This window comes from Bradyrhizobium sp. JYMT SZCCT0428 (genome assembly GCF_018131075.1).
Lineage (GTDB): Bacteria > Pseudomonadota > Alphaproteobacteria > Rhizobiales > Xanthobacteraceae > Bradyrhizobium.
Map to the genome: position 1 here is coordinate 268,444 of NZ_JAFCLS010000001.1, position 14,202 is coordinate 282,645.

The 14,202-nt window shown below is 61.6% G+C and carries 13 protein-coding genes; 6 read left to right on the plus strand and 7 right to left on the minus strand.

Annotation, left to right across the window (positions count from 1 at the left end; all coding sequences use genetic code 11):
• Nucleotides 1–4: 4 nt before the first annotated feature.
• Entirely contained in the window at nt 5–2,512 is a 2,508-nt protein-coding gene (locus JQ575_RS01395; RefSeq protein WP_212031493.1) for an alpha/beta hydrolase, read from the minus strand.
• A gap of 129 nt (nt 2,513–2,641) precedes the next feature.
• Here JQ575_RS01395 and JQ575_RS01400 point away from each other — a divergent pair, with 129 nt between their 5' ends.
• The 5 genes from JQ575_RS01400 (at nt 2,642) to JQ575_RS01420 (ending at nt 6,034) form a co-directional block, all read left to right on the plus strand.
• A complete protein-coding gene (locus JQ575_RS01400) occupies nt 2,642–3,568 on the plus strand; it encodes an alpha/beta fold hydrolase (protein ID WP_212031494.1) in 927 nt (308 codons plus the stop codon).
• Entirely contained in the window at nt 3,565–4,161 is a 597-nt protein-coding gene (locus tag JQ575_RS01405; protein ID WP_212031495.1) for a hypothetical protein, read from the plus strand. The genes JQ575_RS01400 and JQ575_RS01405 overlap by 4 nt, the downstream gene beginning before the upstream one ends.
• Before the next feature lie 100 nt (nt 4,162–4,261).
• Nucleotides 4,262–4,909, plus strand: coding sequence for a CoA transferase subunit A (locus tag JQ575_RS01410; RefSeq protein WP_212031496.1), 648 nt, complete (start codon nt 4,262–4,264; stop codon nt 4,907–4,909).
• A gap of 3 nt (nt 4,910–4,912) precedes the next feature.
• Nucleotides 4,913–5,563: a 3-oxoacid CoA-transferase subunit B gene (locus tag JQ575_RS01415; protein ID WP_212031497.1), complete on the plus strand. Its 651-nt coding sequence runs from the start codon at nt 4,913–4,915 to the stop codon at nt 5,561–5,563.
• Nucleotides 5,564–5,575: 12 nt separating this feature from the next.
• Complete coding sequence (locus tag JQ575_RS01420; RefSeq protein WP_212031498.1) at nt 5,576–6,034, plus strand: MaoC family dehydratase; 459 nt, start codon at nt 5,576–5,578, stop codon at nt 6,032–6,034.
• Nucleotides 6,035–6,050: 16 nt separating this feature from the next.
• On the opposite strand, the gene fabI is transcribed toward JQ575_RS01420, so the two are convergent.
• Genes fabI through JQ575_RS01445 form a run of 5 tightly spaced genes read right to left on the minus strand, consistent with a single transcriptional unit; the run spans nt 6,051 to nt 12,444 of the window.
• On the minus strand, nt 6,051–6,839 hold the full coding sequence (fabI, locus tag JQ575_RS01425) for an enoyl-ACP reductase FabI (RefSeq protein WP_212031499.1): 789 nt from the start codon (nt 6,837–6,839) through the stop codon (nt 6,051–6,053).
• Nucleotides 6,836–8,050 carry an acetate/propionate family kinase gene (locus JQ575_RS01430; RefSeq protein ID WP_212031500.1) on the minus strand — a complete coding sequence of 405 codons (1,215 nt, stop codon included), beginning with the start codon at nt 8,048–8,050 and terminating at the stop codon, nt 6,836–6,838. The genes fabI and JQ575_RS01430 overlap by 4 nt, the downstream gene beginning before the upstream one ends.
• A 5-nt stretch (nt 8,051–8,055) precedes the next feature.
• Nucleotides 8,056–9,027, minus strand: a complete 972-nt coding sequence (locus JQ575_RS01435) for a phosphate acetyltransferase (RefSeq protein WP_212031501.1) — start codon at nt 9,025–9,027, stop codon at nt 8,056–8,058.
• 29 nt (nt 9,028–9,056) lie between these two features.
• Entirely contained in the window at nt 9,057–11,285 is a 2,229-nt protein-coding gene (locus JQ575_RS01440) for a DUF3141 domain-containing protein (protein WP_212031502.1), read from the minus strand.
• A gap of 58 nt (nt 11,286–11,343) precedes the next feature.
• Nucleotides 11,344–12,444 (minus strand): AI-2E family transporter, encoded by a 1,101-nt coding sequence (locus JQ575_RS01445; protein WP_212031595.1) that lies wholly within the window; start codon nt 12,442–12,444, stop codon nt 11,344–11,346.
• Between the two features lie 151 nt (nt 12,445–12,595).
• On the opposite strand from JQ575_RS01445, the gene JQ575_RS01450 reads away from it, so the two are divergent.
• On the plus strand, nt 12,596–13,117 hold the full coding sequence (locus JQ575_RS01450) for a GNAT family N-acetyltransferase (protein WP_212031503.1): 522 nt from the start codon (nt 12,596–12,598) through the stop codon (nt 13,115–13,117).
• Nucleotides 13,118–13,478: 361 nt separating this feature from the next.
• Here the strand turns inward: JQ575_RS01450 and JQ575_RS01455 are convergent, their stop codons facing one another.
• Entirely contained in the window at nt 13,479–13,991 is a 513-nt protein-coding gene (locus JQ575_RS01455; protein ID WP_212031504.1) for a DUF1269 domain-containing protein, read from the minus strand.
• Between the last annotated feature and the right edge of the window lie 211 nt (nt 13,992–14,202).

Sequence of the window (14,202 nt, forward strand, 5' to 3'; positions counted from 1 at the left end):
AGCTCTATTTGTTCAGGCCGGCCGTCGGGTTCGGTCCGCTCGGCGTCGGCGCCTCCGGCATCGCCGAAGCGACGACGCCGTTGATCACGCGGTCGATCTCGAGCGGCGAACTGGTGTCGAGAAAGCCCGTGGATACGAAGTCGGTGACGTCGGCCGAAAACTCCACCGGATTGTCGGTATGGATGAAATGTCCGGTGTCCGGATATATCTTCAGGATCGGGCGGTTATTGGCGCCCGTCATCCGTGTCATGAACGGCGTGATGATGTCGCGGCCAAGGTCTTTCAGCCCATTGAATGCCGTGCCGGGGATAAAGGGCTCCTTGTCGCCGAAGGCCAGGAAGATCGGCGCCTTGATCTCCGTCAGCCGGCGATAGAGGTTCTTGGGATCATCCTGCTGCAACTCCGACACCATGCCGTAGATGTCGAAGATGTACACATTGGTCCACTGCTCCAGCTCCTTCGGGTTGCCTCTGGTCAGGCCGACACGCTGTTCGGTATGCAACCGCGCATACTGGCTGTCGTTCATGAAGTAGCCGCTCTTGCTGCGTCCAACCACGCCGGTGACCGGATCACGCTTCTTGAAGTAGAAGAACTCGCGAATGTTCTGCTCCGGCCGGGCCATTTCACTCGCCAGTACCTGGGTTGGCCCCCAGACGTCCTTCCACTTGTCGAAGTCCCGCGCCAGGGAGGCGTCGAACAGCTTCGCGGTCTTGCCCGGCGCGATCGTGACCTCGCGCGGATATTCCTCGAGCCCCGCCGGCGCCTCGAGGATCAGGCTCTGCACTGCGTCCGGATAGGTCAGCGCGTAACCCATGATGAGCTGGCCGCCAAGCGAGTGGCCGAGATAAGCGGCCTTGCCGACCTTGAGCTGGTTGACCACCAGGTCGTAGACGACCTCACGCATGTCCTGCATGGTTCGCGCCGGGCTCTTGTCGATATTGCCCGGACCGGACATGCCGTAATGCGGCAGATCTGGCGCAATCACGCGCAGGCCGCTACGCAGCGCATACTGCATGACGTTGCCGTAATGGCCGGCGAACGCGCCCTTGCCATGGATGATAACGAGAATCTTCGGATCCTTGTCGGTGCCGTTGTACTCGTCCATGTAGCCGATCTGCCAGGACGTGCCGCGGCCATCCTTTGCGGTGGCGTATTTGACCGGGTAGGGATAGGTCACAAAATCCTTCCAGAACGACTTCTTCGGATCGATGTCCGACGCCACGCCCGGCACGCGGTAGTTCTTGTCGGCGAACTGCTGCGCCCTGTCGAGGCTCGCCACGTCATCCATGAACGAGACGAATTTCGGATCGTTCTTGCGGCGGTTGATGATCGAGAACACGCCGTAATGCGCGACCGGGCTCTCTTCGGCGATTAGGTCGGCACCCGGGATGCGGTCAACCGCCTTTTCCGCGAGCTTGAAGTTGAGCCAGAGGTCGTTGGTGATGTGCATCACCATAGTCCGCGCCTGGATGCGGCCGAGTTGGTCATTGATGTTGTGAAGCTCTCCGACGCGGTTGCGCCAGACCAGATCGACTGCGTCGTACATCTTGGACCGGTTGATCACGTTCAAACCGGCCTTCTCGTTCGGAGGATTCCAGTAGAAGATTTCGGGCTGCACCGAGGTGAAGGCCTGCGAGGTCCGGTATTCGAAGTCATACCCGGTCAAGCCGAGAACCGACCAGCCGAACGCCATGCCCATCAGCGGGTGCTTTTCCTTGGGCATCTTGTAGTAATCGCCCTTGGTCTGCTGCCAGACCGGATCGGACTCGATCGCGGCTGTCATCAGCTGGAAGGTCCAGTTGCCCACGGGATCGCCGGCATCCGATTGCGTGGTGCCGCCAATCGGCATGATGGCGCCGACATATTGCGGGTGCATCACGCCCCAGACATAGGTCTGGGTGCCGCCCATCGAGACACCGGCGGCCAGCGCCACCTTCGCCACCTTCAGATGGTCGCGGAGCATGCGGTAATTCGCCTGCACCATGTCGAAATAGGTGTATTGCGGAAACTTGATCCCCAGCCCGTCGGACGGTTTGCTGGCGCCCCAGGTGCCGAGCGGGTCGACCATCACGACATAGTAGCGATCGGTGTCGATCGGGCGGCCCGGCCCGATGATCGGCGTGGTGCCGGAGAGCGCGGCGCCCTTCACCCACTGTTCGTACATGTCGGTGGAATCACCGGAATAGTAGGAGTTGATGACGACCGCATTGGTGATCTCGCCCGCGGCGTTGCGGCGCGGCGTGCCGATCGCGATGTAGGCGGTGCGCAGCTTGCCGCCGCCGAGGGATTCCAGCGTCACGCCGCCCTCGCCGCCGTTTTCCCATTTCGAGGGATTGGCAAGGTCGTATTTGCCGCCGAGCTTGAAGTCGCTGATCTCGTAATATTTCTTCAAGCCGTCGTGCTGCACTTGCGACGAACGCCGCGTAAACGGCTGTGCGACAGCGAGCGAGGTACCGACCAGAAGCAACAGCAGGCTGATGAAGCATCTGCGCAAAGCTTGTTTCCGGATCATGGCTAATTCCTCCCGACCAGTCCTTGGCCGGAAGCTAGCTGCGGTCGCCGCGCGTTCCTTGATTTAACTCAAGGGAATTGAGACGCGGCGGGCGACCCTGCGAACACAAACTCGCACCGGGTCGCAGCGATGCCCTTCCTCCGCCACGGATCGTATCGAATCCGCTACGAGCTCGAGGGCCCCGCCAACGCCCCCGCCTATGTTCTGGTGAACGGGCTCACGCAATACGCCGAGCTATGGACGGCCTATCGCGACGCGCTGGTGGCGAGACGATTTCGCGTCGCAACATTCGATCTCCTGGGCCAGGGTACTTCAGACAAGCCGGCATTGTTCATCAGCCAGGACGACCAGGTCGCGACCCTTGCTCTCCTGATCGACGAGCTCGGCGACGGCCCTGTCTTTCTCAGCGGCATCAGCTTCGGCGGCCTGATCGCGCTTCGCTATGCCATTACGCATGGCAAGCGGCTCTCCGGACTGGTGCCGATGAGCTGCTTTGCAGAGCTCTCGCCGCAGCTTCTTCTGCTCGGCAGCGCCATGCGCACCGGCCTGATCCTCGGCGGCACCAGCTATCTTCAGGATCTTCTGCTGCCGATGAACCTGTCGGACCAATGGTTGAAACCGTTGCTGGACAAGCTCGACAGCGTCAAGCGACAGGGTTGGCTGGTCAACGACGTCTACGCCCTGCAGAACCTCATGGAATCCTTCCTCGATTTCGAGCCGTTGACGCCGCTTCTCGCTTCAATCGCGGTGCCGACCATGATCCTGAACGGTGAGTTCGACTTTCTGACGCCACGCGCCCTGCACGAAACCCTGCGCGTCCACATTCCCAACAGCTCGCTCGTGATCATCCCCCGCGCCTATCACGCCTTCACCCTGGAGAAACCAGCGCTCACGGCAGATCTGCTCGCGCGTTTTGCCGAGGACGTCCTTGCCGGCCGTTGGCACGGCAACAAGGCCGTTTGGATCGCCCCCGAGGAAGCAGGCGGCGCGCTTGAGCCGTTTCCGCCCGGTTACGATCATCTGCGCGCGATCCCTGTGCCGAGGCCGACAACATGAGCGGGTTCTTCGGACCACTCGACCCCGCCGGCCGCGTGCCGCCGCGTCAGCAGACGCGGGTCGCGACTTTCCTGATCTCCGCTCACGGCGCATTGGCGAGGCAGTTCGCGTTTAGCCTGCCGCTGAAGCTCGAGTCCGCGTGGCAAACCGAATTGAATGCGCAGCTCCATCGCGAGACCGAGATCATTTCGCTGCTGCTGCGCGCGACCTCGTGGGTGCCGGATCTCGCCCTGGGTTACATGGCGGCGTCCTGGGAGACGGCATGGCTTCCGGCGCCGATGGAAGGGATCGCCGATCGCAGTTTGGCGGCGGCGACCGGCCTTGCAACGCTCGCGCATGCCGTGCATGCCGGCATTCGACCGGCCGCGCTGCTTCCAGTGGAAGCCAACGCCGACGATCCCTTCGTGATGGCTCTGCGCCGCATTGAATTCGAAAGCAGCCGCCTGCTGCAGGCGCAAATCGTCTTCCTGAAGGGCGCCGAACTCGCACCATTTCGCGACACCGTGAGCGCAGCCCTTGAACGGCGTCATGCCGAGATTGCCAAGCTATGGGCGGAAGCGCTCGAAAGCGTCGGTATGCACCGCGCGGAATAGCAGAAAGCCTTGATGCAGATCAAAGGAGCGCTGGCGGCCATCATCAACATCACCGTTGCATCCGCCCTTTCATGGATCGCTTGCTGACTGGAGTTTCATCATGAGGGCCGTTTCCGTTGAAGAAGCCGTTGCGATGATCCCGCACGGCGCGAGCATCATGGTCGGCGGCTTCATGGGTGTCGGAACGCCGGAACGCCTGCTCGACGAAGTCGTCCGGCAGAACAAGACCGACCTTGAAGTGATCAGCAACGACGCAGCCGTCCCCGGGAAAGGCGTTGGCAAACTGTTCGATGCGACGCTCGTATCGCGCCTCACCGCAACCCATATCGGTCTCAATCCGAAGGCGCAGCAGCAGATGCTGGCCAAGCAGGTCGCCATCGACCTCGTACCCCAGGGGACCTTTGTCGAGCGCATTCGTGCCGGTGGTTGCGGCCTCGGAGGCGTGCTCACGCCAACCGGCGTCGGCACGCTGGTTGCCGAAGGCAAACGCCAGATCGAGGTCGCCGGAACGACGTTTCTGCTCGAAACCGCGTTGCGCGCAAAGTTCGCCCTGGTTCACGCTTTCCTGGCGGATTACCTCGGCAACCTCACCTACGCGCTGACGGCACGCAACTTCAATCCCATCATGGCGATGGCCGCCGACACCGTGATCGTGACGGCGGAACACATCGTGCCCGTGGGCGTCATCGCACCCGACCACGTCGTGACCCCGGCGCCCCTCGTCGACTATCTCATTACGAACGGGTGAACCATGGATGCACAAGCAATCATCGCCCGACGTGTCGCACAGGAGCTCCGTAGCGGCGACCTTGTGAACCTGGGCATCGGCATTCCGACGCTGGTCGCCAACTATGTTCCGGCCGGACTCAAGGTGTTCTTCCAGTCTGAGAACGGATTGATCGGAACCGGCCCCATACCGGAGCAAGGGATGGCCCATCCACTTCTGACCGATGCCGGCGGCCGACCGATCAGCGCGCTGCCGGGCGCTAGCACTTTTGACAGCGCGATGTCCTTTGGATTGATCCGCGGCGGCCATGTCGATGTGACGGTGCTGGGCGGCCTGCAGGTCGACGCGCACGGACATCTCGCCAACTGGATGATCCCCGGGAAGATGGTGCCGGGGATGGGCGGAGCAATGGATCTCGTCAGCGGCGCCAAGCGGGTCATCGTCGCCATGCAGCACGCCGCGAAGGGGAAATCGAAGATCGTAGCCAAATGCACCCTGCCATTGACCTCGGCAAGACCGGTCAATCTGGTCGTGACAGACATGGCGGTTATCGCCTTCGCGGACGGAACGGCAACCCTGGTGGAAACTGCGCCCGGTGTCAGCGTTGGCGAGGTCGTGGCCGTCACAGAGGCCGATCTCATCATTCCCAACGCCGTTCCGGAAATGCAGATCTGACGAGGCAGGAGCATGCGGATATTCAGCGACTTCAGCGAGATCAAATCTGCCATCGGCACCGAGATCGGTGCCAGCGATTGGATCGAGGTTACGCAAGAGCGAATAAACCAGTTTGCGGAAGCGACTTGTGACGAGCAGTGGATCCATGTCGACCAGGAGCGTGCGAAGAAGGAATTGCCTGGTGGCACCACCATTGCCCACGGGCTGTTGTCGCTCGCGCTCGCGCCGCTCTTCATTCGTTCGGTCATTGGCCTGAAGGGCTTGCGCAATACCCTGAACTACGGTGCGGACAGGATACGGTATCTGGCGCCGGTTCCGGCCGGCTCGAGGTTGTGTGGCCGCGTCACGGTGGCGGAAGCGGAGGACGTGCCGCCGGACGGCCTCCGCGTGAACTATCACCTCGTGATCGAGATCGAGGGTGGCAAACGCCCTGCCTGCGTCGCCGAGTTGATCGCCCTGCACTATCGCTAGACGGTACCAGCCGCACTCAATCGATGATGTGATAGCCGCCGTCGATATAGAGCACGCCACCCGTGATCAACTTGGCGCCATCGAGCGCCAGGAACGCGGTGGCGTTGCCGACATCGTCGATGCTGACGAGACTGCGCGCCGGCGCCTTGGATTGCGCCTTGTCCATCAGTTCGTCGAATTCGGGAATCCCCGACGCGGCACGCGTGGCGAGCGGCCCCGGCGAGATCGCATGAACGCGGATGCCTTTCGGGCCCAGTTCCGCAGCCGCGTAGCGGACGGCCGCTTCCAGCGCGGCCTTCGCCACGCCCATCACGTTGTAGTTCTCGACCACCATCTGGCTGCCATAGTAGGTCATGGTGAACATCGTTCCACCATTCTTCATTAAAGGTTCGGCCAGATGGGCCATTCGGAGGAACGACCAGCACGAGACATCCATGGTCTTGAGGAAGCCGTCGCGGTTGACATCCACCACGCGTCCGTGAAGCGCCTCCTTGGGTGAGAAGGCGATCGAGTGCAGCAGGAAATCGAGCCGCCCCCATTCCTTCCCGATCCGTTCGAACACCTGCTCCGTCTGGCCTTCGACCATGACGTCCATGGGCATGAAGATCGGCGCCTCCAATGCTTGTGCAAGCGGCTCGACATGCTTCTTCGCGCGATCGTTCAGGTAGGTGACGGCAAGGTCCGCCCCGAGCGCGCGAAATGCCTTCGCGCATCCCCAGGCGATCGACTGGTCGTTGGCGATGCCGACGATCAGGCCTTTCTTGCCCTTCAGGGCAACCTTGGTATCCGGGAATACGGGGATCATGACACCCTCTCATGTCTGGGGTTGGGCGTTGGCCTGTTCAACAGCAGGGACAAGGTGTGCTGCGCGATCATCAACTCCTCATCGGTCGGCACGACATAGACCGGAATCCGGCTGTCGGACCGCGAGATCAGCCGCGCGTGGCGGGAGTTCTCGGCCGGATCGAGCACGACGCCGAGCCATCCAAGCTGGTTGACGATACTGGCCCGAATTCGAGCCGAATTTTCCCCGATACCGGCGGTAAAGACGAAAGCGTCCACGCCCTGCAATGCGGCGGCAAGCATTCCGGCATTGAGACCTATTCGGTATACGAAATAGTCGACGGCCAGCTTTGCACGTGGATCCGCATTTCCCTCCAGTTCGCGCATGTCGTTGCTGATGCCGGAGAGGCCCTTCAAGCCGCAATCGCGATAGAGAAAGTCCTGTACGTTGGACGCCGACATTCCCTTTTCGCTGATGAGATAGAGCACGACGCCGGGATCGATCTGTCCCGGGCGCGTTCCCATGGGGAGCCCGTCGAGGGCTGTGAATCCCATGGTGCTCTCGGCGCTGCGTCCTTGCTTCAGAGCGCACATTGAAGCGCCGCTGCCGAGATGCGCGACGATCACGCGCCCCTTGGCGATTTCAGGCGCGATTTGCGGCAGCGCTTTCGCGACGTATTCGTAGGAGAGACCGTGAAATCCGTAACGTCGCACGCCCTCCGTGTACAGCTGATGAGGGATCGCATAGTGGTCGGCGACCGCGTCATGGGTACGGTGAAACGCGGTGTCGAAACAGGCCACCTGTGGAAGTGCTGGAAAATTGGTGAGAAGCGAACGGATCGGCGCCAAATTGTGCGGCTGATGAAGCGGGGCCAAGGCAATGAACCGCTCCAGCCGAGACACGACACCATGGTCTATCAACACCGGCCGGTCATGGTCCGGACCGCCATGAACGACGCGATGTCCGACCGCCATGGGATTGATGCGAAGTTCATTCCGCAACCAGTCACCCGCGGTAGCCAGCGCGGCTGGGACGTCCGGCATGCTCTCGATCGGGTAAGCACGGTCAGCCAGCGAATCGCCATTCGCACCGCTCGCTCGAAGCCGCGGACGGCTGCCAATGCCATCCACCTGGCCTTTGATCTGCCGCTGTAGTCGTCCCTCCCCCTCGACCGAGAATATCTGGAACTTGACGCTGGAGGAGCCTGCATTGACGACGAGGATGGTATCCATGGCGATCACGCGGCAACTGTCGGCGCATGTTGGCGCCTTGCATGTGCATAAAGCGCGGCCACCGCGCAGGAAGCCATCCGCGCGCGCGCTGTGTCCGCACGCGATGTCAGGACGACCGGCACCCGGGCGCCGAGCACGATACCGGCACTATCCGCCTTGGCGAAGTAGGCCAGATTCTTCGCCAGCATGTTGCCGGCTTCGAGATCGGGAACGAGCAGGATCTGCGCCCGGCCGGCGACCTCGGATTTGATTCCCTTGATCCGAGCCGCTTCCATGTCGATCGCGTTGTCGAATGCCAGCGGTCCGTCGAGCACGCCGCCGGTGATCTGTCCGCGATCCGCCATCTTGCAGAGCGCCGCGGCCTCAATCGTCGACGGAATCTTGTCGGTGACGGTTTCGACCGCCGACAGGATTGCGACACGCGGTGATCTGCCGAAGCCGGCTTGCGTATAGAGATCGATGGCGTTCTGGATGATGTCCCGCTTGGCATCGAGGTCGGGAAAGATGTTGATGGCCGCGTCGGTTACAAACAGCGTCTCGGCATAGGCCGGCACGTCCATCACGAAGACATGGCTGATCCGGCGGTCGGTTCGCAGGCCACCCACCTTGGCCGTGACGCTGCGCATCAATTCGTCGGTATGCAGGCTGCCCTTCATGAGCATTTCGCCCTTGGCCGCATGAATGAGTTCGACGCCCTTTGCCGCGGCCTCCTCGCTATGTGCGGCATCGACGAGCTCGAAGCTGGAAATGTTGAGGCCGCTCTTGCTGGCCGCATCCCTGATTTTCTTTTCGGGACCGACCAACACCGGCAGGATGATGCCTGCTGCCGCGCTGTCGGTGACGCCACGTAGCGAGGTCTCATCGCAGGGATGCACGACGATGGTCCGAGCGGCCGGCACAGCCTGGGCCGCTACGATCAAGCGGTCATACTTGCTGGGAGACCGCGCTCCGCCCGAATCGGCCGCCGTGACGCTCATGGTGCTGCTCCGATCTCGTCCAACCTTCGTTACGAAGCCTTCGCTTTGGGGTCGAAAGGGGCAACGTTGGAGGTCCTCTCCAACATGTCCGTTGCGTCGACGCCGAACAGTTCGGCGACACGCTGCAGGCGGCTCGCGACCTCACCCGATATCGCGGCGCTGGCGGACAGCACTTCGCGGATCGCGTCGAAGGCCGCACGCCGGGCGTCGGCGTTGTCAGGCAACATTTTCGGGATAGCGGCCAACGCATTGTCGCGATCCAGCAGCAACATGAAGAATTGCTCGCGGACCAGTGTCTTGAACTCGGACAGCGTCAGCCGCGCACCCTTGTCGTTCCGCCGAACGTTACGCAGCGCTTCAAGGCTGCGCTCGTCCACCATTCCCCGCGCCGACCCGACATAGAGCAGGCCGCGAAGCGCCGCTTCTCGAAGGCCTCCGTCGCCGATCCTGGATTTCAGCTCGGCGATCCGGGCCTCCAGCATCTGGCGGTGCTTGGCCGACATTTCCTGCCGCCGTGACGGTACCGACTGCGGATCGATACCGACGGCCGCCTGAACCGCCGGCGAGCCATAGACGGCAAGGAAGATCGCCTCGCTGAGCGCTTCCTGCGAATCACGCCAGCTGTCGAGCGCATGAACGATCTGCTTGGAGACTTGCTCCTGGAACGCCATGAACGGATTGTCCGTCGACACCGGCTTGCGCTCCCCAGTCGCCTTCTCCGCAAGAGACTTGATCGCCGACATGAAAGGATTCAGGCTGCTGAACGCCTCGTACTGCATCCGCAGGGGGTGCAAATGGCGCATCGACTCCGCCATCTGCGGTGTCACCAGGCGCTTGACCAACGGCTGGAGGAACTTCTGGTAGGCGGCGAGATTGATCTCGGACACGCGTTTGGCTGCTGCAAAACGCCGCTCATCCTCGGGCGAATTGCCGCCCATGGCGCGGATGTCGTCAAGCGTCCGCACCTCGCAGCGCATCACCCATTGGCCGACGACCATATCGGCGCTTGTGGTATCGTCACCCTTGGCCTCGAAAGTTGCCTCATAGAGCCCGGGCGGCAACACGTCGATCAGGTCGATGTTGCTGGAGAACTCCGCATGTTCCTTCTTGGCAATGCCGCCGGAAACGAAGATGCCGAGATGGCCGACACTTTCGTGAACGGTGTAAACAATCGTCTGCCCGTAGGTCCGGATTTCGTCGACGTCGGCATAGAGATCGAGGATCCAGTCCAGCGCCTGCTGCGGCGGCGTGATGTTGTCGCCCTTGGAGCAGAAGACCAGGATCGGTGATCGGATATTGCGCAGATCGACCATCTGTCCGTCGGACATTTGGATCCGGCCGGCGGCGAGGTTGTTGCCGACGAACAGTTCATCGACGATGAACTGGATCTCCTCGGCATTCAGGTTGACGTGTCCACCCCACCAGCGTTCGAATTCGAGGTATCGCTCGGCCTCGGTATCGACCTTCGAGTAGACGTTGTACTGCTTGGTCCACAGCGTGTTCGACGGATTTTGGCTTTCGAAATTTTGCACCAGCCAGGCGCCGTCGAACTTGCCGGCTCCGAGATCGCTCGTCAGCGCGGTCAGCCAGCTTCCTCCCAGAAGGCCGCCGGAGTAACGCATCGGGTATTTGCCGTGCACGCCCGCCCAATAGGCGAGCGGCGCACCGGCGATGATCACGGGCCCGAACAGTTCGGGCCGCAGCGACGCCAGGATCATGACGGCCCAGCCGGCCTGGCAGTTGCCGATCACGCACGGCTTGCCGTCGGCTTGCGGATGTCGGCTGATGACTTGCTCGATGAAGACAGCCTCGGCGCGCGCGATGCGCTCGATTGTCTGTCCAGGCATCGGTTCCGGCAGGAAGCCGATGAAGTAGCAGGGATGACCCGCCTTCATCGCGACGCCGATTTCGCTGTCCGCCTTGAACCCGCCAATTCCCGGACCATGTCCGGCGCGCGGATCGACCACGATGAACGGCCGGCGGTCGAGATCGATCTCGACGTCTTTGGGCGGAATAATGCGGACGAGCGCATAGTTGACCGGCTCATCGAGCTTGCGGCCGTCGATGATCAGTTCAGCCGAATACTGCAGAACATGCGGTGCGGTCTGGGCCAGGTGTTCCCGGTACTGGTCGCCCCGCTGACGCATGACGTCAAGGAAGAGAACGCTCCTCTGTCCCGCATCGACCATGTATTCTACGGCTGAAGCGACAAGCCCTGAGATGGGGCCGCCTGCTGACGCTGCAGTGTCTGTCGACATGTTCCGACCTCGTCATTATCTGCTTTATTCAACGGGTCCCGCGCCAGCGAACGTTGATTTAGGTCAACGTTCGACGATCAGCCGGCGATGACGCTGCGGCAACGCGATCGGCGTGTATCCAGGCCACCGTCAGTTCCCAGGCGAGCGAGAGAATGATCGGTCCGATAAAGAGGCCGACAATTCCGTGCGCGAGCGTTCCCCCGATTACCCCGACGAAGATGACGAGTGTCGGCGTTGTCAGGCCCCGCCCCATCACCAGCGGTCTCACGATGTTGTCGAGCACGCCGACGATGCCGAGGAACAACGTCAGCAGCAGTGCCGTGGTGAAATCCTTGTCGAACCAGATCCAGATAATCACTGGGAGCAGTACGATTGCCGCACCGATCTGCACGATCGTCAGCAGCATCACCAGGAAGGCCAACAGGCCGGCGCTTGGAACGCCCGCCAGCTTGAACCCGATGCCGGCCAGCAAGGACTGGATGATGGCGACGCCGATGACGCCCTGGGATACCGCGCGGATGGTCGCGCCCGCCAATTCCAGGAAATGTTCGCTCTGCTCGGGCACGATGCGAAAGAGAAATCCCCTGCCCGCCGCCACGAGCTGCGAGCCGTAGGGAAACAAAAACCCGGCCAGCAGCACAGAGAGGAGGAACTTGAGCGTACCGACGCCGGCATTGCCCGCGAGCGCGAGCAACGTGCCGGCCAACGGCTTCAGATGGGGAGCGACCTCGCGTAGCGCGGATCGAATGTTGTTAGAAGCCTGGGCCCAGAGCTCGTAAAGCTGGGGACCGATGAGCGGCCAATCCTTGACGGCCGCCGGCGGCGTTGGAACCACCAGGTTACCAGCACCTAGACCACCAGCGAACTCCCTCACTCCGTCGAGGGCACTCAAACCAAGCCAGGTCGCCGGCCCAATAACGATGCCGAGATTGATCAGGGTGAGAATTGTCGCCGCGAGCCTTGGACGTCCCCCGAGAAGTCCGGAAAGTGCGCCAAAGACGGGGTAGAGCGCGACGGCGAGGACGATACTCCATGTCAGGATCGGCACGAAGGGGCGGATCAGAACGAAGGTCCAGTAGATCAGGAAGGCGAGCAATCCGAGCCGGATCACGAGCTGGATGACATCGTCTCCGGGCAAATACTGGCGAAGGGTTTTCAAGGACGCGCCTTCATCTGGGAGCGGGCATGCTGTCGCCAAGCTACCGGCCGCGCCTGCGCAATAGTCTTGATCCAGATCAAACCAATGTAGGCCGGTGACGGCTTCATCGGCAGACGGGACGGATACTTTGTCCGCCAGCATGCGAGACGCCATGTCCGAGGCCATCAACTACGCCGCACGCGAACGTCTCCGAGACGGTGGAGAAATCGAAATCCGCGCTCTTCGGCGGGAGGATGAAGCCGACATGCTCGCTGCGGTCGGAAACACCAGCGCCCAATCGCTACAGCGTCGCTTCTTCGTGATGAAGCGCCACTTCTCGGACAAGGAGCGCGCCTTCTTCATGGACATCGATTTCAAGAATCACGTCGCAATTGTCGCGCTCGCCGAAGAAGCAGGTCGCAAGGCCGTCGTCGGGGGCGGCCGGTACATTGTCTTCGAACCAGGGCGCGCCGAGATGGCGTTTGTCGTCATCGATACCTGGCAGGGACGCGGCGTCGGCTCGATCCTGATGCGTCATCTCGTCAAGCTCGCCAGAGATGGCGGATTGCAGGAATTGACGGCAGAAGTTCTGCCCGAAAACGCCGCGATGATAAAAGTATTCGGAAAGTTCGGCTTCAGGCCTGACTCGCGCCGGGACCCGCAAGCAATCCATCTGTCGCTAAAGCTCGCTTAGGGCTCAGGCACCGCGGCGTCGCGTTGAAACTGCTTCAGAACACGTGGCGAGCTGCGGTGCGGAGAGCCTACCTCAATCCCAGGCGCGAACGTCGATAGCCGCTATCCCGGGCTTCATGCCTGCATACGAAGCTGCCGGTAGTTCCCGACGCGTAGCGCCTCTGGCCTTTGAAGTAATAGCGCCCTCTTCCGAAATCGAGCCAGACGACCGTCTCCCCCGGACAATGACGCTGCGCCTGGGATTCACTTCGGAACGGCGTAAGGACCTGTGCCATCGCTCCCGGTGACGCACAAGAAACGAGAGCCAGAACCGCAACAGACCAGCCGCGGAAGTTCAGTCGCATGCCACGCCTGTCATGCGCTCAGGAAGGCGCTGACGGAGCAGCCGCCAGGGCTCCGGCCAGGGCCGCCTGCAGCGCCGCTTCCTTGGTATGGTCAAGAGACGTCTTCAGTACCGTGCCACCTTCACCCTTGAGCCCCTCGAGCACTTTGTCCGCGGTGACCTTGCGCACGAGCACGAACAGTGCCGCCGTCCCGGGCTGAATGGCCGCCGCGGTTTCCTTCATCCATTTGTCGTCGATGCCGACATCGGTCAGGTATCCGCCGAGCGTGCCCGAGGCTGCGCCAAGGGCCGCACCGGCCAGCGGCATCAGAAAAATCAGGCCAATGAGCGTGCCCCAAAATGTCCCGGAGACCGCACCGGCAGCCGTGGTGTTGATCAGTTGATTCAGCTTGATGCTTCCGTGGGCATCCTTCACGGCAATCGCCGCATCGCCCAATTCGATCAGATACTCTTTCTGCATGGCCAGCAGTTTCTGCCGAACTTCCTCCGCCTTCGCTTCCGTCGGAAACGCAATCACGACGAGATCACTCATTGGTCATTCTCCTTTTTCCATGCAAATGGAGAACTGTGACCGCTGACCTGTTGATTTACATCAAGGAATTAAGCGCAGCCGGACCCTTTAGGTAGCGGACATTGCGCGCAAGCCGCATCAGCGCTCCGCAATTCATGTTGATCTAGATCAATCCCTGCGCTGGATTTGAGGCAGTACGCTTCGTAAATCGATCCACGCGATAAATCATCGT